The following is a 23,803-nucleotide window of genomic DNA, read 5'->3' on the forward strand; positions in this document are numbered from 1 at the left end:
AATCCACCCGGTAGTGCCACAAAACCTCGCAGAACGTCAGGAAAGGCGAAGCGGTGCCGGGCTCCACAGCCCGCTGCGTGTCGCCGTGCCCAGGTCCAGCCGGGCCGGTTCTGCGTTCGGGTACCACGGCGTGAGCTGCTGCAGCGAACCCCAGTCCCGGAACCAGTCGTCCTCGAGGTAGGTCGGCACCGTCGTGGCGCGCACGAGTAGTTCGGTGATGCCGAGCGGCCCGCCGCCGAGGTAGTCCATCACCGGGGAGTTCGCCTCGGCGCCGAACCGGTCGGGCAGGATCCGCCACTTCGGCACCTCGATGACGCCGTTCTCGTGTCCGAACGGCCGCTGGCAGGGGAAGGCCAAACCGACCAGCCAGTCGAGCAGCACTGGGTCGGAGGAGCCGACGACGTCCTGCAGAGTGCGCAGCTTCGGGATCCGCGGGGGCGTCAACGCGATCCAGTGCTGCGGGTCGAGGTCGTCGTCGGTGGCGACCAGGCGGATCTGGGTGGCCTCCCGCGGAATCGCGGCCATCGGCGCCCGCAGGTTGCGCCACGCGGGTGCGGCGCCGACATCGGCAAACCCCAGCGCGCCACCGGGTTCGTCGTCGCGGGCCTGGGCGTCGGTGGCCCACTGCACGACGACCTCGCCGGGATCGAAGCGGCCCGCCGCCGCGACCACCAGCAGCGGCCCGGCCTCGTCGCGCGAGGGCAGGCGGTACCAGGCCGAGCGCAACTGCGCCGGCTGCTGTGTGCCCGGACGCCAGCTGCCCATCACCGGTGTGCGGGCGGGATCCAGGTCGTAGGGGAGCCGGGCGCGCGAGCCGTTGACGCCCGCGGCGGCCGTGGTGCCGCCTTCGGTGCCGCCGTTGCCGGCCTCGTCGGTGTCGGTGTCGGTGTCGGCGAAGTTGGTGGAGGTGCCCTCTCCGCTCATCGCCTCGTCGGCGGAGACGTCGGTGGGAATTCCGTTGGGGCCGAAGCCCTGTGCGGTGACCGCGCCCAGCGCCTCACCGACCGGCGTTCCGACGGGGGCCAGCAGGCCGGCGTTCGGATTCTCCTCGACGAGCACGTCCTCGGCCATCCCGCACGTCTTACCGGTGAGAGCTTCGAGGTTGGAGCGGCCGACGCTCCACGCCGGGTACTGGTCGACCATCGCCAGCGTCAGCGAGACCACCTCGAACACCACGACCAGCCAGGTCGCAACGGCCAACGGCGACTGCATGATGCGCTGCCATCGACGTGGTGGTCCCGGCGGCGACGCGTCGCGCCCGGAGAAGTGGAACCACGCCGCCGCGAGCAGCGCCAACACGGAGAGCCCGAGCAGGAAGGTGCTGAAGCCGAACTTCCACTCCGGCATCTGATTCGACCACGGCACCCCGAAATTGGAGACGTACCACCAGCCGTTGACGGTGGCGAACGACAGCGCCATCGCGAACAGCACGGCGGCGGCGAACACCGATCGGTTACGCCTCGAGCGCATCGCGGTCACGGTGACGGCGACCGCAGCCAACGCGCCCAGCGAGCCGGCCAACCCGGCGAACACGCCGAAGTGATGCGTCCATTTGGTGGGGGTGAACATCATCGCCAGGAACGAGATCACCGTGATGCCGATGATGCGGCGACTCGGCCCCAGCGCGGTACCGGGAATCTTGAACTTGCGCAACGACATCGCCACCGACACGGCCAGCGCCAGCAGCAGCGTGAGCACCGCGAACCGTCGTGCGACCGAACCGTCCGGGCTCAGCGTGAACAGCCGCTCGTAGCGGATGTGTTCGTCGAACCAGCTCAGGCTCGGCCCGACCGCGGACTTGAACGTGCTGGCCTGCAGTTCGGCGGCCAGCGTCTGGTCCCGGAAGATCAAGATGATCGTGACGGTGGCGGCGGCCAGAATCGGCGCCAGCAGGGCAAGATATCCGAAACGCGAGACATGCGCGGCGACAATGGTTTTCAGCGGGCCGACGGCAACCAGCAGCGCGCCGACCGCGGCGATGCCGGTCGGGCCGGAGAACAGCGTGAGCGCGCCGATGATGACCGCGATCGCGACCGGCAGCAGCCTGCTCGTGGCGACCCCGCGCTCGACCGAGCACCAGGTGAGCAGGATGCCGAGCGCGATGATCGGTTCGGGGCGCAGGCCGTTGTTCAGCGGCAGCCAGAACGCCAGGAACAGACCCGCCGCCGTCCACGCCGCCGCGGGGGTGGACTTGACCGCGTGGCCCAGGCGCGGGATCACCTCGCGGCTGATCACCCACCAGCACGCCAGCGCCATCACCAGAGTCGGCAGCCGCATCCACACGCTGTGCGTGCTGACGTGCGCCCACAGCGCCAGCAGGTCGTAGTACCAACCGAACGGCGCTTCGGGAGTGCCGAACCAGCGGTAGTAGTTGGCCATGTATCCGGCCTGCTCGGAGACCCGGGCCATGGTCAGGATGTAGCCGTCGTCGGCGGTGTTGGCGCCGACGAAGTGCCACCACACCAGCACCGCGGCGACCAGCCCGTCCAGCGGCCGCAGCGTCCACCACCGGGGCGGCAGGAACCGCTTGGCCCGGCGGCCGTCCGCGGTGTCGAGAAGATGAAGCGCGGCCAACGCGATTACGGTCATCGCCACCCCGACGATCATCGCGAGCGTCTTGAGCAGGGTCGGTGATGTGCTGTACCGCGAATCGAGGGTCGCGGAGAACTCCAGTCCCGGCGACGCAGGACCGCTCAGATCGGTGAAGACCCCGACAATCTGCGGCCGGAAGTCGTAGCCGCCGCGCTCCCCGCGCAGCGGTTCCCCGGGGTCCCGATCGTCAGGGCCCTGCACCAGGCCGACGAACTCGCCGGTCACCTTGTCGGCGCGCGCGGTGAAGGTGAGCCGCTGGCACTGCGGGCTGAGCACCTGATCCAGCGGGGCGCTGATCACCGGGGTGTTGCGCACGATCACCAGTAGGTCGTTGTTCACCCGCTCGATGAGCAGTCCGCGGTCGACGGCCTTGGGCGCCTGCTTGGGCACGGTGGACAGCAGCACCGTGCGGCCGCGGTTCTCCGGCCGGGCCAGGTCTGCCGCCGCGCGGCACGGCACGCTGATTTCCAGGTCGGTCGCGACGTAGCCGATGAGCGGTGCGTTCACGCTCTGCAGCACGCCGTTCTGCGGCCAGTTCAGCTGCGCGGTCGTCTGCGTGACCGGTAACAACGGGGTCGCGATCGCGAGCAGGGCCCCCAGCAACCCGGCGACGATGGCAATCAGCCGCACGGTCCGATGGTTGGACCCGACCCCGGCTTCACCGACCACGGGGTTCGATCCTAATTGGGCTGCCGAATCGCCAGCACGAATGGGCCGATGGTGGACACCTGGAAGCGCGGGTCGTCGAACAGCGCCTCGTCGAGTGCGACGTGATAGCGGCGCACGTTCGGCTGGTTGGGATAGACGTCCGATGCCAGCCGCAGCGTGTAGGTGTCGTCGGCGCCGCGGCGCATCAGAAACACCGTCGGGGGCTCCCACGGCAGCGTGTCGAGCGCCTCGATGAACTGGTCGGCGTCGGTCAGCGTCGCCCAGCCCTCGATGGCTTCGGCCCGCTTTTCGAACTGCGCCAGCGGGTTCGCGTAGTGCGACGTCAGCCCTTGGAAGCCGTAGTAGGGGTAGTACGACAGAAAGCTGTAGTCCGCGGTCAGCACGACGGTCTCGTCGCGCGGCCGGCCGGTCACCTCGGTGATCTTCGCGTCGATCTCGCGGTAGTAGCGCTCGGCGCCTGGCGGCCGCCGGTCGGCGCGCTGACCGTAGCCGTCGGTGTCGGTGTAGGCGACGATGATGTCGGAGCGCAGCACGTCGGGGATGTCCTGGCTGAACGTCACGGCGCCGACCACGCCCAGCGTCGCGGCCACCGCGATGACGCGCTTCGCGTTCTCCGGCCGCACCCGCGCCGCGGTTGCGCGCGCGAAGTCGAGGAAGCCGAACGCGCCTGCCGCGGTCAGCAGCACGGTCAGCGTCGGGTTCAACCGGAACGACAGCAATGTCGTGCCCGCCAGCGTGGTCAGCATCGACAGCAGTGACCAGGCGTAGACGGCCAGCACGGCGATCGCGAGCGCGCCGGCCCGGGTCGACGAACGGGCGCGCCAGACCAACCACAGCGTGCCGACCATGCAGAGCGCCCCGAGCAGGGTGAAGTGCAGCATCGGGAACTCCAGTTGCGCGCCGTCGGACGGCAGGTAGTGCTGCGCGGTGCCGGAATCGGCGGGCTCACCCCTGATCGCGGCCAGCAGCCACGGGCCCAGGCCGATCAGCCACATGGCACCGGAGATCACCGCGATGACGAGCAGTCGCAGCAGCGGGTCGACGCGCCTGCGGGCGACGGCGATCGTGACCGCCATGATCGCCAGCGTGAATGCGGCATAGCCGAGCAGCAGTGAGTAGAACAGCGCGGCGACGCCGAGGAAGAAGCCGGTGCCGATGACCGCGGCCCACCCGCCTTTGCGATGCGTGTTCCCGCCCACCACCCGACTGGCCCCGCGAAGCCCCGACCAGGCCAGCACGAACACCGGCGGCAACAGCACGGTGATGAACGCGGCGTACGGCTCGGCCGGCGAGTACGCGAGCGTGGCGGCGGCGGTGGCGGTGGTGACGACGAGTGCGTACTCGAAGCGGATCATGGCCGCCCACAACACGAACGCCGCCACGATCGCGACGGTGATCGAGATGATCGCCCACGGTTTGAACATCTCCCACGCGGGCGTCCCTGTCAGCGCGGCGAGGCGCCCGCCGATCCAGAACCAGCCCGGCGGATAGAACGGCGGCAGCCCGATGTAGGTCATGTCGCGCAGCGCGGCGGTGTCGGTCAGCCGGGTCAGATACTCCGTGCGGAAGGCCTGGTCGACGGAGATGCCGTGCAGATAGAGCCGGGTGGCTCCCAGCGGCATCGCCAGCGTCACAACCGAGAACGCGGACAGGAACAGCGTCGCCGCGCCCTTCGCGAGCAGGCGACGCCCGCGCCGCCACACCCAGCCGCACACCAACAGCCCGGCCAGGCAGGCGAATTGGCCGACTGTCGTCAGCGCGTGCAGCTGATTCGACGAGTTGTAGGCGGGCCACTCCACCCGCGCGATCGCGGCAAGGGAGACCACCGCCACGACGATCGCGACCGCAGCCGCAGCCGCCATCTGGCCGAGGACGGCCAGCGTGCCGCGCATCAGATGGGAAGCTTGCGGAAGATCGGCCGCGGGATGTGTCGCAACACCATCATCACGTACCGGAACGCTCCCGGCGCCCATACCAGTTCCTTGCCCTTGGCTGCTGCCGTTACCGCCAGTTCGGCGACGTCCTCCTTGTCGACGGTGAACGGCGCCTCCTTCGCGCCGGTCGCTTTCCAGTGCTCGACGGTGGTCGTGGTGCGGACCTGCCCGGGCCGGATGACCAGCACCCGAACGCCAAACTCCCGCAACGCTTCTCCCAGCCCCAGGTAGAAGCCGTCCAGGCCCGCCTTGGTGGAGCCGTAGACGAAGTTGGATCGCCGCACCCGCTCACCGGCCGCCGAGCTCATCGCGATGATCTGCCCGAAGCCCTGCGCGCGCATCTTCTCGGCGAGCAGCACGCCTACCGAAACCGCTGCGGTGTAATTGATCTCGGCGATCTGCACGGCCTTGCGCTGGTCCTGCCAAAGCTCCTCGGCATTGCCGAGCAGTCCGAACGCCACGATCGCCACATCTATGTCGCTCCGGGCATCGGCCCCGCCCCAAGCCGCGTCGATCACGGCCGGGTGGCCGCCCGTGTCGGTGCCGTCGAAGTCGATCCACTCGACGGACTTGGCGCCCGCGGCCTTCATCGCAGCGATGGCGTCGTCTTTGCGCGGGTGATCGGGCAGGTCCGCCAGCACAATACGGGCGTGGGCGTTGCGCAGGTAGCGCTCGCAGATCGCCAGCCCGATCTCGGACGTACCGCCGAGCAACAGGATGGCCTGGGGGTTACCCACGGCGTCGAGAACCATTACAGCAACTCCAAGCGTCGGGCCATATCGGATGCGAAGACGCCGTTCGGGTCGGCCTTGCGGCGCACGGCGATCCATTCATCGATACGGGGGTACATCTTGTGGAACCTCTCCGCGCTGACGCGAGAATCCTTCGCCGTGTACACGCGGCCACCGAACTCCATGACCCGTTCGTCGAGTTCGTTGAGGAATTCGTTGACTCCGGCTTTGTTCGGGAAGTCCATCGCGACGTTCCAGCCGGCCATCGGAAAGCTCAGTGGCGCACGGTTGCCGGGACCGAACAGCTTGAACACGTTCAGCGCAGAGTAGTGGCCGCGGGTCTGGATCCAACCGATGATGGCCTTGAACTCCTCGAGCGCGTCGGGCGGCACCAGGAACTGATGCTGCGCGAAACCCGCTGGGCCGTAAGCGTTGTTCCAGCCGCTGACCAGGTCGAGCATGTGGTAGAACTGCGACAGGTTCATGATCTTGCCGCTGTAGGTACCGCCGAGCCGGTAGTACACCTCGCCGATCGCCATGAACGACAGCTTGTTCATCGCGCTTACCGGAAACACGTCGGGCACCGTGAGTAGTTGCGGCGCATCGAATTTCAGCGGGTTCCTGGCGAGTTTGGGTGGCAGCTGGTCCAGCGTCGCGAGGCTGCCGCGGCTGATCGAAGCGCGGCCGAGCTTCGGCGGCGGGCTGATGAGATCGAACCAGGCGCTGGAGTAGGTGTAGCGGTCTTCGCTGCCGTCGAGGTGCACGGCGACGGTTTCGTCGAGATCCTTGGTGGCCACCCCGTCGGCGATGAAGTACGCGGTCTCGGTGCGGGTCATCGCGATACGGGCGCGCACCACGATGCCGGTGAGGCCGTTTCCGCCGACGGTGGCCCAGAACAGCTCACTGTCCGGCTCGTCGGGTGCAACGGTGCGGACTTCGCCGTCGGCCATCAACAGGTCCATCGACAGCACGTGGTTGCCGAAGCTGCCGGCGCTGTGGTGGTTCTTGCCGTGAATGTCGGAGGCGATGGCTCCGCCGACTGTCACCTGGCGGGTGCCCGGCAGCACCGGAACCCACAGCCCGAACGGCAGTGCGGCCTTCATCAGCTGATCCAGGCTGACGCCCGCGTCCACGTCGGCGACGGCGGTGTCTGCACTGATCGAGTGGATCCTGTTCAGCGCGGTCATGTCGACCACGAGACCGCCGCCGTTGCAGGCCTGGTCGCCGTAGGACCGGCCGAGGCCCCGGGCCAGCACACCACGGCGCAGGAACGACGGAGTCGATGCGGCGGGGTCGGCGGCTTCGCGGACGGCGCGGGCGATCACCTCGACGTCGGGCGTGCGCAACACCTGGGCGACCGACGGTGCGGTGCGCCCGAAGCCGGTCAGGGCACGCGAAGTCGTCGGCAGGTTCTCGGACATCGTGACGAGGGTACCGTGCGCCGCGTCGCGCCCCGGAGAGCCGGAAATTGGTGCACGGAGCGCGTGTGCCGGTGAGTTAGCGTGGTCAGGCGACTGTAAGGGGTCACCGCCGATGCTGCTCAGCGACATCGACACCTGGAACGTGGGTGCGTTGCGGTCCATCGCGTTCGAACTCGGCGGTGAGCTGACGACGGTCGAGGGCGTCGCCTCAGATCTCGAGCTTATCTCCCGGCTGCCGGGGTGGGAGTCGCCTGCCGCGGACGCCGCGCGGGGCAAGATCAACGAGACGACCCGCGGGGTGCTCGACGACGCCGCGGTGATCGGCGCCGTGCAGCAACTCGCGTCGGAGACGGCTGCGGCGGTCGAGAAGCTGCACACCGAACTGGAAGCCCTCCGCGCCGACGTCGCCGCGCAGGGCGGCCTACTCACGCTGTCCGACAACGGCGACGTCACGATCAATGCGCCGCCGGACATGCGCGACGAGTTGCGACCGATCGCCGACAACATCGAGGCGCGGGCAAAGGCGCTCATCCATCAGGCCGAGGACGTCGACGCCGACTGCGCCGAGGTATTCGGTCACCTCGAGGACGGCGACATCACGTCGAAGGGCGCGACCGATTTCGCCGGCGCCCAGCAGATGGGTCGTGACCAGTCGGGGCTGTCGGCGCCGTATCCACCCGAGGGCGAGGGCACCATGCCCGAAGATGTCACCGCGTGGTGGAACGCGCTGTCGAAAGAGGAGCAGGACAAGCTCAAGGCCGAACATCCTGACTGGATCGCCAACCGCGACGGTGTGCCGACCCCGGTGCGCAGTGATCTCAACAAGTCGACGCTGGACCGCGAACTGGCCGACGCGCAGCGCGCCGTCGACGAGCTGCCGACGTTGCAGGAGTACCTGGGCGGCACCGGCGCGGGCCCCGGATCGGCGATCAAGCGGTCGGAGTACAACCGGATGGTGGCCGAACGGCACGATCGGTTGAACGATGCGAGGGCCATGAGGGCCGCGATGTCGGTGGACGGCAAGACCGAGAGCGCGTACGACCCGAACAAGTACCTGATGCTGTTGGAGTTCCCGGAGGACAGGGAAGCCCGGGCCGCCATCGCGGTCGGCAATCCCGACACCGCCGAACACGTGAGCGTGACGACGCCGGGCGTCGACACCCGGCCGACCAGCCTGCCGGGCATGGTCAACGAGGCCACCGCGCTACGCAACGAGACCATCAACCAGCTCGAGTTCGCGAAGCGGCCCGGTGAGGAGGTGTCGACGATCGCATGGCTGGGCTACGAGCCACCGGGCAAGGACATCTCGGTGCTGGAGGCCGGTTTCGAGAACCGCGCGAACGAGGCCGCGCCCGATCTCGCCGACTTCTACCGCGGCATCACCGCCACCAACGAACACGGATCGGATGTGCACTTGTCGGCGCTCGGGCATTCCTACGGTTCCCTCACCACCGCGCAGGCGCTCTATGAGCTCGGCCAGACCGGCGTGGTCGACGACGCGGCGTTCTACGGGTCGCCGGGCCTCGGACACACCGACGAGGTCGGGTCGATCACCGGTGCGCACGGCGTCCCGCTGGAGTTGATGCGGCCTATCGCCGACGAATCCGACATGTTTCTGCCGGACGGCCACGCATACGTCATGAGCGCGCCGGGCGACTGGATCTCCGGAGATCCGAAACTCGGACCGATCCCGATGCCGTCGGCCGGTGATCTCGGGCAGTTCGGCCCGAACCCGACGACGTTGCCGCTCGAGCAACTGTCCTCGGAGGCGGCGAGAAGTCCCACCGACAATGTGTCCCGCCTGGGCGCGCAGAGCCACGCCGACTACCCGCGATCAGATGACAATGGCGTGCTGCGCACCACCGGGTACAACCTCGCGATCATCACCGGTGGGCTGGCCGACGTACCTTTGGAGAACGGCGACGAAAGGTTGGTTCGATGACGACGACGCGCGCGTTGGCGGCCGTGTTGGCGATCGTGGCGCTGGTCATCGCAGGATGCAACGGCGGCGGTGGCGACGGCGGCTCCAGCGTCGGCCAGGACAAGCCCGATTCCCCGATCATCAACGAGGACGTACCGGCAATGGACATCGCAGACCTGCCCGATATCGAGGCCACCCGCACCCAGATGCTCGAACTGATCGAGCGGGTACGGGGCGAGGTCAGCCGGCTGGTGCCGGCCAGTGTGCCGTGGGAGTGGCGCCGAGAGGAGGCGCGCGCCGGCTGCGAGAGGAACGGCCGCCAAGGCGTCGCGCTGTACTTCGCCAAGCTGACGTCCCCGCACTCGTTCACCGACGAGGAGTGGAACCTCGCCCTGCCCGCGGTGCAGCGGCTGGCCGCCGAGGCGGGGTTGACTTCCGACACTGCGATGCAGAACTCGGCGGGCGCCCACGATGTGCGGTTCACCAGTGACGACGGCCGTGAGTTGGTGTTCGGCTCGATCGAAGCTTCGCTGATCACGGGCACGATCGCGTGCCGGCTCTCGCCCGGAGACAACGCGCCATGACCTACGGCGATCTGAACGTGGTGACCGCCGAGGTTCGGCGGTCCGCCGACCAGATGCAGGTGGTGGCCGACGAGGCGGCGAAGAGTCGCGCAGCGGTCGCGGACAGCGTCTCGACGCAGGGTGCGGCGTGGAAGCAGGCGGGCACGCCCGGATTCGGGAAGTTCATCGGCATCCTCGAGACGCAGGCGCAGCGCCTGCGCGCCGACCTGACCGACCTCAGTGACAAGTTGCGCGCCGCTGCGGACGCCTACGACCGGCAGGACCACGAAGCCGGCGCAGCACTCGACAGCGCTGTCCGTTACGACTGAAGGCGGAAGATCACCGCGCGCTGGACCACGAAGTTGATCACGGTCGCGGTGCCCTGGGCGATGACGAACGCGACCGGGACCCGCCACGGCTTCTCGTCCAACGCCACATAGAACACGTAGTTGATTCCGACCTGGACGGCGTAGGTGACGGCGTAGAGGACGCAGACGGCGATGAACCGCGCTGCGCTCGGCGGTGCCTGAAAGGTCCACCGGCGGTTGATGAGATAGGCCGTCGTGGTGCCCGCGATGAAGCTGATGGTCTTGGCGACGTTGACGTGCAGTCCGGCGGCGAGCAACGCGACATACAACCCGAAGTCCACCACCGCCGAAAGCCCGCCGGTGACGATGAACCGCCACACCTGGGTGCCCAGGCTCAGGTTCGGCTGCATCGGCGGCTCGGCCACCCGGGCAGCTTACGGTGCGACGGGCGGCGATCCGGTCAGCGGGCCAACCCGCTCGATTCGAGCACATCGCACAATGCGTCGACGGCCGCGGCGAAGGCATTCTCGGCCGGCGTGCCGAAGCCGATGATGATGCCGTCGGGATCGGGTACGTCGCGGCTTGCCTGCGGGTGTCGCATGATCGAAAGTCCCTGCAGCGCAACGCCGGCCGCACCAGCCCGTTGCAACACTTCGGGTTCGGCGCCGTCGGGCAGCGTCAGCAGCAGGTTGAGCCCCGCGTTGAGCCCGCCGATCCCGATGCGGAAGCTCCCCAGCGTCTCGACGAGGGTGTCCCGGCGGCGCCGGTAGCGGATCCGCATGCGTCTGATGTGTTTGTCGTAGGCACCGCTGGCAATGAAATCGGCCATCGTCAGCTGCGCGATTCCGTTGACGTAGAACTGATCTCCGCCACCGGCCGCAATCACCGACTCGACGAGTTGGCCCGGCAGCACCATCCAGCCCAGTCGCAGCACGGGCGACAAGCTCTTGCTGGCCGAACCGAGGTAGACGACGCGCTCCGGGCACAGCGCCTGCAGAGCGCCGACGGGTTGGCGGTCGTAGCGGAACTCGCCGTCGTAGTCGTCGTCGATCACGTAACCGTTCGTGCGTCGGGCCCACTCGACCACCGCGGCGCGCCGCTCCGGGTGCAGCGACATACCCAGCGGGCTGTGGTGGGCGGGGGTCAGCAGCGCAGCGGGCACGTCGAGGGCATCGAGACCGGCCACCACCGCACCGTGATCGTCGACGCCGATCGGCACCGTGCTGCCGCCGAGCGCGGCGATCACATCGCGAAAGATGAAGAGCCCGTAGGCTTCCACGGCGATCGGCCGGGCGGTGCCGAACACGCGTGTCAGCACCTCGACGCCGTGCCGGGTACCCGCACAGATGACGATCGACTCCGGGGTGGTGCGCACGCCGCGCACGCGCGCGAGGTAGCCGGCGATCGCCTCGCGCAGTTCCAGACGCCCGCGTGGATCGCCCATCCGTAGCGCCTCGGTGGGCGCGTTGGCCAGCGCCCGGCGGGTGGATGTGACCCACTCGGTACGCGGAAATTCCGAAACGTCTGGTGATCCGGGCATGAAGTTGTGCCGCGGTGCGGTGCGTATCCCGCGGCTGGGGCGCGCCGGGGCTGCTGCGCCGGCGGCGTTGAGCACCCAGGTGCCCGCGCCCTGGCGCGAGGCGAGCCATCCTTCCGCGACCAGCTCGGCATAGGCCTCGGCGACGGTGTTGCGGGCCAGTCCGAGGTCGCCGGCCAGACTGCGCGAAGGCGGCAACACGGCGCCGGGCGCGAGCCGTCCCGAGCGCACCGCATCGCGCAGGGCGCCGATCAACAGGTCACGTGCGCCGCGCGTGCCGGGTACGATGCGGTGGCGCAGATCCAGATGAAGATCGCGCGTCTCTGGATTGGCCCACGAAGTCACCCATGAATTGAACCATGCAGGTGGGACACTGCGTACTAGCGTTGGCACCATGACGCAGACACTGGAATCCCGCGAAGCCACCACCAAGAACACCGACCGGCTCAAGATCTACAAGACGTCCCCGGAGTTGTTCGACGCGATGATGGCGCTGAGCAACGCCGCCGCCAAGGATCTCGATGTCGAACTCGGCGAGTTGATCAAGATCCGCGCGTCGCAGATGAACCACTGCGCGTTCTGCCTCGACATGCACACCCGGGACGCCCGCAAACACGGAGTCTACGAGCAGAAGATCGATCTGCTGGCCGCATGGCGAGAGGCCGGCGGGCTGTTCTCCGAGCGTGAGCGCGCGGCCCTGGCGCTGACCGAGGCGGTCACCGACCTGCGTGACGGCCCCGTTCCCGACGACGTGTACGCACAAGCCGCCGAGGTGTTCTCCGAGCGCGAACTGGGACAGGTCGTCGCGATGGCGGTCACCATCAACGCGTGGAACCGCATCAACGCCGCGATGGTTCAGCAACCGCCCCGGCGCCGATGACGGCCCACCTCCCAATACCGTTTCAGGTGTGCAGACCTCCTCCGGTGCGCAGATCGTCGTCGACGGCGTTGGCCCCGATGGCGTCGTCTACAAGCTGCACCGGCCGGGCACCGACCCCCGCGCGTTGGCCGCCCGGTTGGACATCGCCGCCCGGTCGGACTGTCTGCTCTCACCGCTGCTGCCGATCCCCGAGCCGGTGGGCGACCGATGGAGAACCCGGTGGCCGTGGGTGGAAACCGTTGCCCCGCCACCCGACTGCCTACCCTGGGCCGAGGCTGGGCAGCTGCTGGCCCGGCTGCACTGCGAATCGCGCCCGCCGCGGGTGCCACCGCACGGTTGGCCGCACCGGATGCGGCGGGCGGTCGACGCGTTGCGCCGCGCCGCCGACCCAACGGTGCGCCGGGCGGCGGCCGGCCTGCCCGATGCGGCCTGGCGTGCCGGGTCGCCGAACCGTCCGGTGACGCTGGTGCACGGCGACTGGCATCTGGGCCAGCTCGGTCGTCAGCGGGCGGACGCCCCTTGGGTGCTCATCGACGTCGACGACCTCGGCGCGGGTGACCCGGCATGGGACCTCGCCCGGCCGGCCGGATTCTGGGCGGCGGGCCTGATGCCCGACGACGACTGGACCCGCTTCGTCGACGCCTACCGGGCCGCGAACGGACCCGCGCTGCCCCACGGCGACCCGTGGCCGGTGCTCGAACCGTTCGCGCGGGCCGCCGTCGTGCAGGCCGCGGCCCATCATCCCGACGACGAACTGCTGCTCGCCGCCTGCGCGCGCATGGGGTAGTCGGTCAGCTGGAGAAGAACAGCCGGCCGAACCCCTGCTTGCGGTAGTGCTTGTTGCCGCGATGACCCCAACCGGGCCCGTAGCCGTATCCCGGCGCAGCAGCCGGCGGGGGCGGTGCGGTCTGGACGAACCGGTTCTCCATCTGGGTGAGCGACTCGAGCTCGCCGAAGTCGAGGAAGATGCCTCGGCAGGTGTCGCACTGCTCGAGGTGGATGCCGTTGCGTTCGTATGTGCGCATCGAGCCCGCACACTTCGGGCAGGTCAACGTGCCGCCGGCGCTCTGCGGTGTGGACGACGGTGGTTGATATGGCGGGATGCTCATATGTCCCTAACGGACGCGGCCAGCGCCTGAGTTCCGCTCGACGCTCAGACCCAGTACGGGACGCGGGCGCGGTACTGGCGCATCGCGAAGGCCGCGAGGATCCAGCCGATCACCGTCAGCACGAGCACGACCACCCAGTGGCGCAGTTCCTGGTCGGCGCCGAGCAGCGGCGCACGCACGATGTCGAGATAGTGCAGCAGCGGGTTGAGTTCGATGATCTTCGTGTACGCCCCCGCGCCCTGCTGCTGCAGCGTGGACTCGTTCCAGATGATCGGCGTCATGAAGAACAGCAACTGCACAAGGCTGAACAGCAGCGGGCTGATGTCGCGATAACGGGTCGCCAGGATGCCGAAACACAGCGACACCCAGATGCAGTTGAGCACGATCAGCCCCAGCGCCGGAATGACCGCCAGATCGGTCCACTTCCACGGTTTTGGATAGATCACCGCGATGATCACGAAGATGATCATGTTGTGCGCGAACAGAATCATCTGCCGCCACACCAGCCGATATACGTGCACCGACAGCGGAGTCGGCAACTGCTTGATCAGACCCTCGTTGGCGACGAACACGTCGGCGCCCTCCAGGATCGCCGCGTTGATCAGGTTCCATACGATCAACCCGAGGGTGACGTACGGAAGGTGTTCGGACAGTTCGAGTTTGAACAGCTTCGAGTACAGCAGGCCCATCGCGACGGCGGTCGCGCCGGTGGCGATCGTGATCCAGAACGGGCCGAGCACCGAGCGGCGGTAGCGCTGTTTGATGTCCTGCCAGCCGAGGTGCAGCCACAGTTCGCGCTTGCCGAAGCCGGCGACCAGGTCGCCCCACGCCCGGCTCATCGTCCTCGACTGCGCGGCGGCGTCGGTGAACGTCATCTCTTCTTCCCGTCGTCCCCTGCCCTACGGGCGTGGCCCCATCGCTCGCCCAGGTGTGCCGGCCTCCCGAACCTTTCCTTACGGCCCATGCGCCGCAACCGGATCCACGCCATCAGCCCGGCGGGGTCGCGGCGTGACACCAGAAAGAACCAGCCGAAACGCGCCCATTCCTGCAACTGCAGCCGGCGCAGTCCGGGTTGGGACAACAGATAGCCGCGGTTGCGGTAGGTATAGAAACGTTTGGCAGCGCTTTCGGGAAACTGGGTGTGCATCCGGCCGCCGAGGATGGGTTTGAACTCGTCGCCGCCCTGTGGGTGCAGGTACACCGCGTCCAAGCAGGTGCCGAACGGCAGCGCAGAGCGCACCAGCCTGCGGTGCAGTTCGGTTTCGTCGCCGCGCACGAACAGCCGCAGATCCGGCACGCCGACCGCCTCCAGTGTCGACGCGGCGAACAGCGCCCCGTTGAACAGCGACGCGATGCCCGGCAGCAGATCCCGGGAAGCATCGGTGCGCAACTCCTCGACCCGGCGCCGCCACACGATGCCGCGGCGCAGCGGGAACGCCAACCGCCCCGGGTCGGTCATATCGCAGACCATCGGCGACACCTCGGCAAGGCCGTGGCGCGCGGCGCACTCGAGCAGCGTGCCGAGCACCTCGGAGTCGGCGGGCCGGCCGTCGTCGTCGGCCAGCCAGACCCAGTCGGCGCCCAGAGCCAGCGCGTGCAGCATGCCCAACGCGAAACCGCCTGCGCCACCGAGGTTTCGCCGCGATCCCAGATACGTGGTCGGTACCGGCTGCCCGGCCACCAGTTCGGCCACCCGCTGGTCGCCCCCGTCTGAAAAGTCGTTGTCGACGACGACCAGATGATCGGGCGCGCGGGTCTGGGCCGACACCGCCTCCAGCGATTTGGCCAGGTCGTCGGGCCGCCGGTGGGTGACCACCACCGCGCACACGACGGTGCTGGTTGGCTCCTCGGGCAAGCCCTCGTCGGCGGTCATCCCTGGCGCGTCTCTTCGAGCACTTCCCGGACGTGCCGGGCAGCGTCGTCGCCCTCATACGCGCGGACGACGTCCTCGATCCCGCCGGTCATCTTGACCGTGCCGTGGTCGATCCACATCGCGGTGTTGCAGAGCCGGGCCAGGAACTCGTTGGAGTGGCTGGCGAACACCAGGATTCCGGAGCGTCCGACGAGCTCGGCCAACCGGGTCTGCGCCTTCTTCAGGAACTCGGCGTCCACCGCACCGATACCCTCGTCGAGCAGCAGTATCTCTGGGTCGATGCTGGTCACCACGCCCATCGCGAGACGCACCCGCATGCCGGTGGAATACGTGCGCAACGGCATCGACAGATAATCGCCGAGTTCGGTGAACTCCGCGATCTCGTCGACCTTTGCCAGCATCTGCTTGCGGGTCTGCCCGAGGAACAACCCGCGGATGATGATGTTCTCGAACCCCGAGATCTCCGGGTCCATCCCGACGCCGAGGTCGAACACCGGCGCCACCCGGCCGGTCACCGTCGCCACGCCGCGGGTGGGCTCGTAGATGCCCGACAGCAGCCGCAGCAGCGTCGACTTGCCTGCGCCGTTGTGGCCGACCAGGCCCACCCGGTCGCCGAGTTCCAGCGACATGGTGATGTCCCGCAGCGCCTCGATGACCACGACGTTGGAGTCGTTGCGTCCGATCGCACCGCCGGCCTTGCCGAGGAACGCCTTCTTCAGCGAGCGCGACTTCGCGTCGAAAATCGGAAACTCCACCCACGCATTGCGTGTCTCGATGTGCGGGACCACCAACCGGCTCCTACCCGTGAATCAGAGGTACTGTCCGGTCCCCGGATGCGACGGGCCGCCGCGGACCGCCACCCCGGGTGGCAGCGCGCCCTGTCCGCGCATCTGCTCCAGCTGTTGGCGCGCGGCCATCTGCTGGGCGAACAGCGCGGTCTGGATGCCGTGGAACAGGCCCTCCAGCCAGCCGACCAGCTGCGCCTGGGCGATCCGCAGCTCGGCGTCGGACGGCACGCCGTCGTCGGTGAACGGCAGCGTGAGCCGTTCGAGCTCGTCGCGCAGCTCGGGGGCCAGCCCGTCTTCGAGCTCGGTGATGCTGGTGCGGTGAATCTCGCGGAGCCGGTTGCGGCTGGCCTCGTCGAGCGGGGCGGCGCGGACCTCCTCGAGGAGTTGCTTGATCATGGTGCCGATCCGCATGACCTTCGCCGGTTGCTCGACGAGGTCTGTCAGTGACTTGCCGTCGCTGTCCTCGTCGGCCTCGGCGTCGTCGGCCTCGCGGCTGATGATCTCGATGTTGTCGTCGTCGGTCATAACCTCGGTGTTCCCTCTGGGTTCCATCTAATCCACGTCATTCGTAGCCGCGGGCCCCCGACCGCGAACCACCTAGCGAGACTAGTCCCAGGGTCACCTCGAGCCCGCTCACCACCGGTGTTCAGGCCGTTGCGTAGCGCCAGTCCAGCGTTGCTGCGGGGCTGACCAGCAATGACAACCCGATTAGCACACCGGTGGCGAAGCTCACTGGACTAGTATGGCTGCGCAACAGACCCAGTCCGGCATGGCGGGTCGGGCCGAGCTTGGGCCAGAATCGTGTCGGTTTGAGAAAATCACGGACGCTCGAAGGTGGGCTGGCATGGCATACGACGTCGCCCGGGTGCGCGGTTTGCACCCGTCCCTGGGCGATGGGTGGGTGCGTTTCGACGCCCAGCACGGCATGCTGCTGCCCGACAGCGTCGGCCGTGCGGTGTCGACGGCCTTCCGCGGTTCGATGCCGACGCCCGTGGGTCCGCACCCGTCCGCGCAGCGCAGCGCCGCCGTCCTGGAGGCCGCCCGTTCGGCGGTGGCCGACCTGGTCAACGCCGATCCGCGCGGTGTGGTGCTCGGCGCCGACCGCGCGATCCTGCTGACCTCGCTGGCGGACGCGTCGTCGTCGCGCGTCGGCCTCGGTTATGAGGTGGTGGTCACCCGGCTCGACGACGAGGCCAACATCGCGCCGTGGCTGCGGGCCGCCAATCGCTATGGGGCCAAGGTGAAGTGGGCCGAGGTCGACATCGAGACCGGCGAACTGCCCAGCTGGCAGTGGGAGAGTCTGGTCACCCGGAACACTCGGCTGGTCGCAATCACTTCTGCCTCTTCGACTTTGGGCACGGTGACCGACCTGCGCGCGGTGACGAAGTTGGCGCATGACCAGGGCGCACTGGTCGTCGTCGACCATTCCGCGGCCGCGCCCTACCAGTTGATCGACATCGACGAGATCGACGCGGACGTGGTGGCGGTCAACGCGTTGGCATGGGGCGGGCCGCCGATCGGCGCACTGGTGTTCCGCGATCCGTCACTTATCGACTCGTTTCACTCGGTCTCGTTGAACCCGTATGCGATCGGGGCGTCGCGGCTGGAGGTCGGCGCGCACCAGTTCGGGTTGCTCGCCGGGGCGGTGGCGAGCATCGAGTACTTGGCCTCGCTGGACGAGAACGCGCACGGCACGCGTCGGGAACGACTCGGTGTCTCGATGCAATCGGCGAGCCTGTACATGAACCGGTTGTTCGACTACCTGCTGATCTCGCTGCGGTCGCTGTCGACCGTCATGGTCATCGGCCAGCCCGAATCCAGGATTCCCGTGCTGAGCTTCGCGGTCAGCGACGTGCCCGCCGAACGGGTGGTGCAGCGCCTGGCCGACAACGGAATTCTGGCCATATCGAACGCGAACTCGCGCGTGCTGGACGTGATCGGCGTCAACGACGTGGGCGGCGCCGTGACAGTGGGGTTGGCGCACTACACCACCACGGCGGAGGTCGACCAGCTGGTTCGCGCCCTCGCCTCGTTGGGCTGACCGTCGGTTAATCCGCCACGCGCAGAAGGACTTTGCCGGAAACCTCACCGGACTGCAGAAGTTCGTGCGCCGCGCCGGCCTCCTGAATCGGGTACTCGGCGCCGATGATCGGCCGCACCTCACCGCTCTCGACCATCGGCCAGACGTTCGCCACCACCTCGGCGACGACCTCGCTCTTGCTGCCGCGTCCGTCGATCGGGCGTGAACGCAGCGCGGTGGCGATGACTCCGGCACGCTTGCCCAGCAGCTTGCCGATGTTGAGCTCGGCCTTGACCCCGCCCTGCATGCCGATGATCACCAACCGGCCGTCGGGCCCGAGCGCGTCGATGTTGCGGTCGAGGTAGGCCGCGCCCATGATGTCGAGGATCACGTCGGCGCCACCCTCGGCCCTGATCCGCTCGACGAAGTCCTCGTCGTGGTAATTGATCGTCACCTCGGCCCCCAGTTCGGCGCACAGGTCGAGCTTGTGCGTCGAACCTGCGGTCACCGCCACCCGGCTGCCGATGGCACGGCCCACCTGGATGGCGTGGGCGCCGATGCCGCTGGCGCCGCCGTGGACGAGCACCAGCTGTCCGGCAGCCAGCCCCGCGGTCATCACCAGGTTCGACCAGACCGTGCAGGCCACTTCGGGCAGGCCGGCGGCCTCATGCTGGCTCACCGAGGCGGGCAGCGGCATCACCTGTCCGGCGGGCACCGCCACATACTCGGCGTATCCGCCGCCGGCCAGCAGCGCGCAGACCTGTTGTCCGATCGACCATCCGGCGGTGCTGTCGCCGGTCGCGACTACGGTTCCGGAAACCTCGAGACCGAGGATGTCACTGGCGCCCGGCGGCGGGGGGTAGTTCCCGGCGGCTTGCAGCAGGTCGGCCCGGTTGATCCCGGCGCTGGCCACCTTGATCAATAGCTCGTCGTCGGCGGGCGCGATGTCGGGAACTTCCTGCCAGGTCAGTCGGCCTTCCGGCCCGGCCACGATCGCGTGCATCCAGCTAACGCTATAGCCTGCGGAAACAGTCTGACAAATCCCCGACCAGCAATGCACTGGGGATTTACTATGACCGCATGGAGGGGATTATCGCGGGACGTACTGCGGGTGATATGCCGGGGTTGGACATCGCTGAGCAACGGTCCTGGCAAAACTTTTTGGACTCGGCCTTGCGTCTGTATGCGACGCTGAACCGCTCGCTCGTCGACGCGCACCACCTGACCCTGAACGACGTGCGGTTGCTGGACATCCTTGACAAGTCCGCGACCGGGTCGGCCCGGATGGGGGACCTCGCGGACGGGCTGATGTCGCTACCGAGTCGGGTCACCCGGCAGATCCGTCGGCTGGAACTGCAGGGCCTCGTGCGCCGTGGCGCCAGCCCCGACGACGGCCGCGGCGTGCTGGCCAGCATCACCGAGGACGGCCAGGCCGCAGTGCGGGAGGCGATGAAAACCTACGGCGAGGGCGTTCGCGCACATTTTCTCGAGCGGCTGTCGCGGCCCCAGGTCGCGGCGATGGGCGAGAACTGCAGGCGGATCAGCGTTGCGCTGAAGAGCGGGACCCCGAACGCCAAGCTCGGTCGCGTCTGAGCGGTCTCCTCGTCGTCGTTGGCCGGGGTCCCCGTACTCTTGTCGGCGGTGGCGTGGCAGAGCGGCCTAATGCACTCGCCTTGAAAGCGAGAGACGGCTAACACCGTCCGGGGGTTCAAATCCCTCCGCCACCGCAGTTGTGATGAGTCGGGCCGCCGAGACTGCGGGCAGATCGCCCGTACGGCGGAAAATGCGATCTCGCCGCAGTTTCGATCAGCGATGTTAGGACATCGACCGCGCCAACACCTGCACGCCCGAATCGATCTGTGTCTCAGTGAGATTGGCGTAGCCGAGGAGCAGGCCCGGTGGTGCCGACGCCGGATCGGCGTAGCACGGCGCGAGGGGTTCGACGCGCACGCGTTGATCTGCGGCCCGCTGCACCAACTGCTCAATCGGGAATCCATCGGGAAAGTGCACGGTCAGGTGGACACCGGCCGCCGCACCGAGCACCTTCGCCCGCGGCAGGTACCGGCGCAGCGCGCCCAACAGTGCGTTGCGGCGGATCAGGTAGCGACGACGCATCTGGCGTAGGTGCCGGTCGTATCCGCCCGAGATCAGCAGTTGTGCGAACGCCAACTGGTCCATCACCGAACTTCCGGTGTCGGCAAGACCTTTCGCCATTGTCACAGGTCCGACGAGGTCCGCCGGAAGCACCATCCAGCCGATGCGAAGCCCCGGGGCCAGGGTTTTGCTGGTCGAGCCGACATAGACGACGCGGTCGGGTGCGATGCCCTGCAACGCGCCGACAGGCGCACGGTCGTAGCGGTACTCGGCGTCGTAGTCGTCCTCGATGACCAGGTGACCGGCGCGCGCCCAGTCCATCAGCTCGGTCCGCCGCGCGGCCGACAGCACGACCCCGGTCGGGGATTGGTGCGCCGGGGTGGCGAGCACGGCGTCGGCGCCGCTGTCGGCCAGCGCGTCGACATCCAGCCCGTCGTCGTCGACGGGAACAGGAATCGGCTCGATCCTGTTGTTGCGTAGCACCATTCGATGCAACCAGAAGCCGGGGTCCTCCATCGCCAGCGAAACCGTGGGCAACGACTGGGCCAGCAGCGCCACGGCCTGGGTGGCCCCTGAGCACAGCACTATGTGATGCGGATCGGCGTGTACGGCGCGAACGCGACGTAGGTAGTCGGCCACCGCAACCCTCGCCGCGAACAACCCCTGCGGCGCCACGTAGCCGAAGGCGTCCGAGCCGATTTCGGCGAGGCCCTGCCGCAGGGCCCGCAGCCAGGCCTCACGCGGGAAGCTCCTCAGATCGGGTGACCCCGGCAGGAAGTCGACGTCGTAGCGTGTCGTCGGTCCGGGTGCGGCGCCGGTGGGCATGTTCACGGTGTCGACCCTGGCTACCACGGTGCCCGACCCGTGCCTGCCGAGCAGGAATCCCTCGGCGACGAGTTGGCTGTAGGCATCGACCACCAGTCGCCGGGAGACGCCGAGGTCGACGGCCAGCACCCGACTTGACGGCAGTCGTGTGCCCGGCGCGAGGCGGCCCGTGCGGATGGCCTCCCGAAGGCCGTCGGTGAGTTGGCGGTGTAGCGGATCGCTGGCGGTGCGATCAAGTTCCAGCAACAGCTCAGGCCCCGAAGTGGTACCCGATTTTGCCATGGAAGTGGAGCCTATCTTGAGGCCAGTAACGAACTAGCGTGACCGTATGACAACGACACCGACGCGCACAAGGGCGGGGTTCGTTGAGGTGACGCTCATCGTCTTCGGGCTGTACGCCCTGGCGGTGGGGCTGTTCATGATGTTCGCGCCGGGCGTGTTCTTCGATACGCTCGGCAACTTCGGCTCGCGCAACGATCACTACATCTTCGACAACGCCACCTTCGAGGTGCCGCAGGGGCTCATGCTGCTCGCCGCGGTGCGGTGGCCGACCTGGCGCACGCCCGCGCTGGCATTCGCGACGCTGCACTGGGCGCTACACGCGCTGAGCCACCTCATCGACCCACACCACGGCGCGGGCGTCTGGATCGGTTGGCTGGAGGCCGGTGGCCTGGTGGCGACCACCGCGATCCTGGCAATCGCATTGCGCGTCAACGTAGTTGCTGCGAAAGGAGGGCGATGATGCGCGTACTGGTGGCCGGCGCGACAAGCGTACCGGGGCTTCCGCTGTTGCGGGAGTTGAACTTCCGGGGTTACGAGGTGGCCGGGTTGACCCGGTCGCCGTCGAAAACGTCGCAGATCGCGGCGGCGGGCGCCAAACCGGTGGTCGCCGACGTTTTCGATGCCGACGCCGTCGACAAGGTGATGGCAGACATCGGCCCGGAAGTGGTGGTGTCACTGCTGACCACGCTGCCCAAGCGGGGGCCGATGCGCCTCAAGGACTTCGAGCCCGCGCGAAAGCTATGGGGAACCGGCGCGCCCAACCTCCTGGCGGCGGCGCAGCGTGCAGGTGTGCGGCGCGTCGTCGCCGAGTCCGTGATCTTCGCGTACGGCTACCCGACCACAGGCCCGGCGCTCATGGACGAGAGCGATCCGTATCCCGGCCCGCCTCCGCCCGGCGGTGATGCGATGCTGGCGGCGCTGCGCGGGATGGAGCAGAAGATCCTGACCTCGGGCGAACACAGCGATACCGAGGGAATCGTGTTGCGCTACGGCGCCTTCTACGGGCCAGGTGTACCGCACGACGAGACTTTCACGCGGATGGCGAAGTGGCGCGTGGCCTTGGACATGGGTGGCGCGGGGATCGTGTCCTGGGTCCACATCGACGACGTCGCCAAGGCCACCGCGGACGCGCTCGATCGCGGCCGCGGCGGGCAGATCTACAACATCGTCGACGACCGCCCGCAGTCGTTCAACGACTACACCCGGGAGCTGGCCGCCAAGCTGGGCAGGCCTCGGGGGCTGCGTATTCCGCGCAGCGTGGTCAAGCTCGTCGCACCGTACGGGGTGGCCGCGTTCGGCGATACGTGGCTGCCGCTGTCCAACGCCAAGGCCAAGGCCGAACTTGGCTGGACGCCTGTTCCGCGGGTCTGATTAGTCCCCCGTGAAATTCGGCGGCCGCTTCTCGAACGTCGCGGTGATTCCCTCCGTCAGGTCCTTCGACGGGAGGAACGCGGAGTTCCATGCGGCGACGTAGCGCAAGCTCTCCGAAACGCGGGCGATGCGCTGCTGGTCGAGCACGTCCTTGACGCCGGCGACGGTCAGCGGAGGGTTGGCGGCGATCTCGGCGGCGGTCCGGTGCGCGGCGGCCAATGACGCCTCGGCATCGTCGTACACGTCGTTGACCAAGCCGATCTTCTCCGCGCGCGCCGCGTCGATGTCCTTGCCCGTCAACGCGAGTTCGCGCAGGTGCCCGTCGTTGAGGATCAGCGGCAGCCGGGCCAGGCTGCCGACGTCGGCCACCATTGCGAGCTTGATCTCCCGCACGGAGAACTTGGCGTCGGCGCTGGCGTACCTGATGTCGACCGCCGAGATCAGATCGACGCCGCCGCCGATGCACCAGCCGTGCACCGAGGCGATCGTCGGCGTGCGGCAGTCGGCGACCGCGCTGATCGCACCCTGCATGCGCAGCACCGTCGCGTGGAATTCGGCGCGCGGCCTGGCGCTCGCCCCGCCGGACAGCACGTCTGAAAGTGTCCCGCCCATCGCGGGCAGGTCGAGCCCGTAGCTGAAATTCTTTCCGGAGCCGGTCAGAACGATCGCGCGCACCTCGCGGTCGGCGTCGAGTTCGGCGAACGCCTCGGGCATCTCGGCCCAGAACGCCGGGCCCATGGCATTGCCCTTGCCGGGACCGATCAGCGTCACCTGCGCGACGCGATCGGAGATGTCAACGGTGAGCGATTCGTAAGCGCCGGTTTCTAGGCCCATGGGACAACACGCTAGTTCGTCGCGAATGAGCGCTTGCGCGAAGACCCTGTT

At 68.2% G+C, this 23,803-nt stretch carries 23 protein-coding genes and 1 tRNA gene; 10 read left to right on the forward strand and 14 right to left on the reverse strand.

What is annotated here, in order from left to right; translation table 11 throughout:
- Nucleotides 1–36: 36 nt before the first annotated feature.
- From G6N18_RS17070 to G6N18_RS17085, 4 genes are read right to left on the reverse strand one after another with little or no spacing between them, the layout of a single operon-like run.
- The gene (locus tag G6N18_RS17070) at nt 37–3,261 is read right to left on the reverse strand and encodes an arabinosyltransferase domain-containing protein (RefSeq protein WP_083000459.1); all 3,225 of its coding nucleotides are present in this window, start codon (nt 3,259–3,261) and stop codon (nt 37–39) included.
- An 11-nt stretch (nt 3,262–3,272) separates the two neighbouring features.
- Complete coding sequence (locus tag G6N18_RS17075; protein WP_083000457.1) at nt 3,273–5,153, reverse strand: galactan 5-O-arabinofuranosyltransferase; 1,881 nt, start codon at nt 5,151–5,153, stop codon at nt 3,273–3,275.
- Entirely contained in the window at nt 5,153–5,947 is a 795-nt protein-coding gene (locus G6N18_RS17080) for a decaprenylphospho-beta-D-erythro-pentofuranosid-2-ulose 2-reductase (protein WP_083000455.1), read from the reverse strand. Before G6N18_RS17080 ends, G6N18_RS17075 begins: the two co-directional genes overlap by 1 nt.
- A complete protein-coding gene (locus tag G6N18_RS17085; protein ID WP_083000514.1) occupies nt 5,947–7,347 on the reverse strand; it encodes a decaprenylphosphoryl-beta-D-ribose oxidase in 1,401 nt (466 codons plus the stop codon). The genes G6N18_RS17080 and G6N18_RS17085 overlap by 1 nt, the downstream gene beginning before the upstream one ends.
- Nucleotides 7,348–7,459: 112 nt before the next feature.
- Here G6N18_RS17085 and G6N18_RS17090 point away from each other — a divergent pair, with 112 nt between their 5' ends.
- From G6N18_RS17090 to G6N18_RS17100, 3 genes are read left to right on the forward strand one after another with little or no spacing between them, the layout of a single operon-like run.
- Nucleotides 7,460–9,289 (forward strand): alpha/beta hydrolase, encoded by a 1,830-nt coding sequence (locus tag G6N18_RS17090; RefSeq protein ID WP_083000453.1) that lies wholly within the window; start codon nt 7,460–7,462, stop codon nt 9,287–9,289.
- Nucleotides 9,286–9,852: an LppA family lipoprotein gene (locus G6N18_RS17095; RefSeq protein ID WP_067219240.1), complete on the forward strand. Its 567-nt coding sequence runs from the start codon at nt 9,286–9,288 to the stop codon at nt 9,850–9,852. Before G6N18_RS17090 ends, G6N18_RS17095 begins: the two co-directional genes overlap by 4 nt.
- On the forward strand, nt 9,849–10,160 hold the full coding sequence (locus G6N18_RS17100; RefSeq protein WP_067219244.1) for a type VII secretion target: 312 nt from the start codon (nt 9,849–9,851) through the stop codon (nt 10,158–10,160). The genes G6N18_RS17095 and G6N18_RS17100 overlap by 4 nt, the downstream gene beginning before the upstream one ends.
- On the opposite strand, the gene G6N18_RS17105 is transcribed toward G6N18_RS17100, so the two are convergent.
- Together G6N18_RS17105 and pdxR (G6N18_RS17110) are read right to left on the reverse strand one after the other, a co-directional pair.
- Entirely contained in the window at nt 10,151–10,549 is a 399-nt protein-coding gene (locus tag G6N18_RS17105) for a GtrA family protein (protein WP_083000513.1), read from the reverse strand. The two genes, G6N18_RS17100 and G6N18_RS17105, sit on opposite strands and share 10 nt — an antisense overlap.
- A 50-nt stretch (nt 10,550–10,599) precedes the next feature.
- A complete protein-coding gene (gene pdxR, locus G6N18_RS17110) occupies nt 10,600–12,021 on the reverse strand; it encodes a MocR-like pyridoxine biosynthesis transcription factor PdxR (protein WP_234806105.1) in 1,422 nt (473 codons plus the stop codon).
- A gap of 49 nt (nt 12,022–12,070) precedes the next feature.
- Between pdxR (G6N18_RS17110) and G6N18_RS17115 the strand changes: the two genes are divergently transcribed.
- Nucleotides 12,071–12,556, forward strand: a complete 486-nt coding sequence (locus tag G6N18_RS17115; protein ID WP_083000449.1) for a carboxymuconolactone decarboxylase family protein — start codon at nt 12,071–12,073, stop codon at nt 12,554–12,556.
- A gap of 28 nt (nt 12,557–12,584) precedes the next feature.
- Nucleotides 12,585–13,343 carry a phosphotransferase family protein gene (locus G6N18_RS17120; RefSeq protein ID WP_083000447.1) on the forward strand — a complete coding sequence of 253 codons (759 nt, stop codon included), beginning with the start codon at nt 12,585–12,587 and terminating at the stop codon, nt 13,341–13,343.
- A gap of 4 nt (nt 13,344–13,347) precedes the next feature.
- On the opposite strand, the gene G6N18_RS17125 is transcribed toward G6N18_RS17120, so the two are convergent.
- The 5 genes from G6N18_RS17125 to G6N18_RS17145 are packed head-to-tail and all read right to left on the reverse strand — an operon-like array spanning nt 13,348 to nt 16,851.
- Nucleotides 13,348–13,665: a TFIIB-type zinc ribbon-containing protein gene (locus tag G6N18_RS17125; RefSeq protein ID WP_067219257.1), complete on the reverse strand. Its 318-nt coding sequence runs from the start codon at nt 13,663–13,665 to the stop codon at nt 13,348–13,350.
- 44 nt (nt 13,666–13,709) lie between these two features.
- Nucleotides 13,710–14,540 carry a galactan export ABC transporter permease subunit Wzm/RfbD gene (wzm, locus tag G6N18_RS17130; protein WP_067219260.1) on the reverse strand — a complete coding sequence of 277 codons (831 nt, stop codon included), beginning with the start codon at nt 14,538–14,540 and terminating at the stop codon, nt 13,710–13,712.
- Complete coding sequence (glfT1, locus tag G6N18_RS17135) at nt 14,537–15,538, reverse strand: galactofuranosyltransferase GlfT1 (protein WP_083000445.1); 1,002 nt, start codon at nt 15,536–15,538, stop codon at nt 14,537–14,539. Before glfT1 ends, wzm begins: the two co-directional genes overlap by 4 nt.
- Nucleotides 15,535–16,329 (reverse strand): galactan export ABC transporter ATP-binding subunit Wzt/RfbE, encoded by a 795-nt coding sequence (gene wzt / locus G6N18_RS17140; RefSeq protein WP_083000444.1) that lies wholly within the window; start codon nt 16,327–16,329, stop codon nt 15,535–15,537. Before wzt ends, glfT1 begins: the two co-directional genes overlap by 4 nt.
- A gap of 18 nt (nt 16,330–16,347) precedes the next feature.
- Nucleotides 16,348–16,851 (reverse strand): bacterial proteasome activator family protein, encoded by a 504-nt coding sequence (locus tag G6N18_RS17145; RefSeq protein ID WP_083000442.1) that lies wholly within the window; start codon nt 16,849–16,851, stop codon nt 16,348–16,350.
- A gap of 319 nt (nt 16,852–17,170) precedes the next feature.
- Between G6N18_RS17145 and G6N18_RS17150 the strand changes: the two genes are divergently transcribed.
- A complete protein-coding gene (locus G6N18_RS17150; RefSeq protein ID WP_083000440.1) occupies nt 17,171–18,367 on the forward strand; it encodes a cysteine desulfurase-like protein in 1,197 nt (398 codons plus the stop codon).
- Between the two features lie 7 nt (nt 18,368–18,374).
- On the opposite strand, the gene G6N18_RS17155 is transcribed toward G6N18_RS17150, so the two are convergent.
- Nucleotides 18,375–19,349, reverse strand: a complete 975-nt coding sequence (locus tag G6N18_RS17155) for an NAD(P)H-quinone oxidoreductase (RefSeq protein WP_083000438.1) — start codon at nt 19,347–19,349, stop codon at nt 18,375–18,377.
- A gap of 77 nt (nt 19,350–19,426) precedes the next feature.
- Between G6N18_RS17155 and G6N18_RS17160 the strand changes: the two genes are divergently transcribed.
- Both G6N18_RS17160 and G6N18_RS17165 read left to right on the forward strand, forming a co-directional pair.
- Nucleotides 19,427–19,939, forward strand: coding sequence for a MarR family winged helix-turn-helix transcriptional regulator (locus G6N18_RS17160; RefSeq protein WP_067219275.1), 513 nt, complete (start codon nt 19,427–19,429; stop codon nt 19,937–19,939).
- Between the two features lie 47 nt (nt 19,940–19,986).
- A tRNA-Ser gene (locus tag G6N18_RS17165) sits at nt 19,987–20,073 on the forward strand.
- Nucleotides 20,074–20,161: 88 nt separating this feature from the next.
- Here G6N18_RS17165 and pdxR (G6N18_RS17170) read toward each other — a convergent pair.
- The gene (pdxR, locus tag G6N18_RS17170) at nt 20,162–21,547 is read right to left on the reverse strand and encodes a MocR-like pyridoxine biosynthesis transcription factor PdxR (protein ID WP_083000437.1); all 1,386 of its coding nucleotides are present in this window, start codon (nt 21,545–21,547) and stop codon (nt 20,162–20,164) included.
- Nucleotides 21,548–21,593: 46 nt separating this feature from the next.
- On the opposite strand from pdxR (G6N18_RS17170), the gene G6N18_RS17175 reads away from it, so the two are divergent.
- Nucleotides 21,594–22,007 (forward strand): hypothetical protein, encoded by a 414-nt coding sequence (locus tag G6N18_RS17175; protein ID WP_067219280.1) that lies wholly within the window; start codon nt 21,594–21,596, stop codon nt 22,005–22,007.
- Nucleotides 22,004–22,918 carry an NAD-dependent epimerase/dehydratase family protein gene (locus G6N18_RS17180; protein ID WP_244960058.1) on the forward strand — a complete coding sequence of 305 codons (915 nt, stop codon included), beginning with the start codon at nt 22,004–22,006 and terminating at the stop codon, nt 22,916–22,918. Before G6N18_RS17175 ends, G6N18_RS17180 begins: the two co-directional genes overlap by 4 nt.
- Here the strand turns inward: G6N18_RS17180 and G6N18_RS17185 are convergent, their stop codons facing one another.
- On the reverse strand, nt 22,919–23,752 hold the full coding sequence (locus G6N18_RS17185) for a crotonase/enoyl-CoA hydratase family protein (protein ID WP_083000435.1): 834 nt from the start codon (nt 23,750–23,752) through the stop codon (nt 22,919–22,921).
- Between the last annotated feature and the right edge of the window lie 51 nt (nt 23,753–23,803).

Origin of the sequence: Mycolicibacterium celeriflavum (assembly GCF_010731795.1) — a bacterium.
Classification (GTDB): Bacteria; Actinomycetota; Actinomycetes; order Mycobacteriales; family Mycobacteriaceae; genus Mycobacterium; species Mycobacterium celeriflavum.

What these genes read in the sequence shown, in the direction of transcription:
- G6N18_RS17075 (WP_083000457.1), bottom strand. Translation starts at nt 5,153, where the DNA reads ATGCGCGGCACGCTGGCCGTCCTCGGCCAGATGGCGGCTGCGGCTGCG.
- G6N18_RS17080 (WP_083000455.1), bottom strand. Translation starts at nt 5,947, where the DNA reads ATGGTTCTCGACGCCGTGGGTAACCCCCAGGCCATCCTGTTGCTCGGC.
- G6N18_RS17085 (WP_083000514.1), bottom strand. Translation starts at nt 7,347, where the DNA reads ATGTCCGAGAACCTGCCGACGACTTCGCGTGCCCTGACCGGCTTCGGG.
- G6N18_RS17090 (WP_083000453.1), top strand. Translation starts at nt 7,460, where the DNA reads ATGCTGCTCAGCGACATCGACACCTGGAACGTGGGTGCGTTGCGGTCC.
- G6N18_RS17095 (WP_067219240.1), top strand. Translation starts at nt 9,286, where the DNA reads ATGACGACGACGCGCGCGTTGGCGGCCGTGTTGGCGATCGTGGCGCTG.
- G6N18_RS17100 (WP_067219244.1), top strand. Translation starts at nt 9,849, where the DNA reads ATGACCTACGGCGATCTGAACGTGGTGACCGCCGAGGTTCGGCGGTCC.
- G6N18_RS17105 (WP_083000513.1), bottom strand. Translation starts at nt 10,549, where the DNA reads ATGCAGCCGAACCTGAGCCTGGGCACCCAGGTGTGGCGGTTCATCGTC.
- G6N18_RS17115 (WP_083000449.1), top strand. Translation starts at nt 12,071, where the DNA reads ATGACGCAGACACTGGAATCCCGCGAAGCCACCACCAAGAACACCGAC.
- G6N18_RS17125 (WP_067219257.1), bottom strand. Translation starts at nt 13,665, where the DNA reads ATGAGCATCCCGCCATATCAACCACCGTCGTCCACACCGCAGAGCGCC.
- wzm (WP_067219260.1), bottom strand. Translation starts at nt 14,540, where the DNA reads ATGACGTTCACCGACGCCGCCGCGCAGTCGAGGACGATGAGCCGGGCG.
- glfT1 (WP_083000445.1), bottom strand. Translation starts at nt 15,538, where the DNA reads ATGACCGCCGACGAGGGCTTGCCCGAGGAGCCAACCAGCACCGTCGTG.
- G6N18_RS17145 (WP_083000442.1), bottom strand. Translation starts at nt 16,851, where the DNA reads ATGACCGACGACGACAACATCGAGATCATCAGCCGCGAGGCCGACGAC.
- G6N18_RS17150 (WP_083000440.1), top strand. Translation starts at nt 17,171, where the DNA reads ATGGCATACGACGTCGCCCGGGTGCGCGGTTTGCACCCGTCCCTGGGC.
- G6N18_RS17155 (WP_083000438.1), bottom strand. Translation starts at nt 19,349, where the DNA reads ATGCACGCGATCGTGGCCGGGCCGGAAGGCCGACTGACCTGGCAGGAA.
- G6N18_RS17160 (WP_067219275.1), top strand. Translation starts at nt 19,427, where the DNA reads ATGGAGGGGATTATCGCGGGACGTACTGCGGGTGATATGCCGGGGTTG.
- pdxR (WP_083000437.1), bottom strand. Translation starts at nt 21,547, where the DNA reads ATGGCAAAATCGGGTACCACTTCGGGGCCTGAGCTGTTGCTGGAACTT.
- G6N18_RS17175 (WP_067219280.1), top strand. Translation starts at nt 21,594, where the DNA reads ATGACAACGACACCGACGCGCACAAGGGCGGGGTTCGTTGAGGTGACG.
- G6N18_RS17180 (WP_244960058.1), top strand. Translation starts at nt 22,004, where the DNA reads ATGATGCGCGTACTGGTGGCCGGCGCGACAAGCGTACCGGGGCTTCCG.
- G6N18_RS17185 (WP_083000435.1), bottom strand. Translation starts at nt 23,752, where the DNA reads ATGGGCCTAGAAACCGGCGCTTACGAATCGCTCACCGTTGACATCTCC.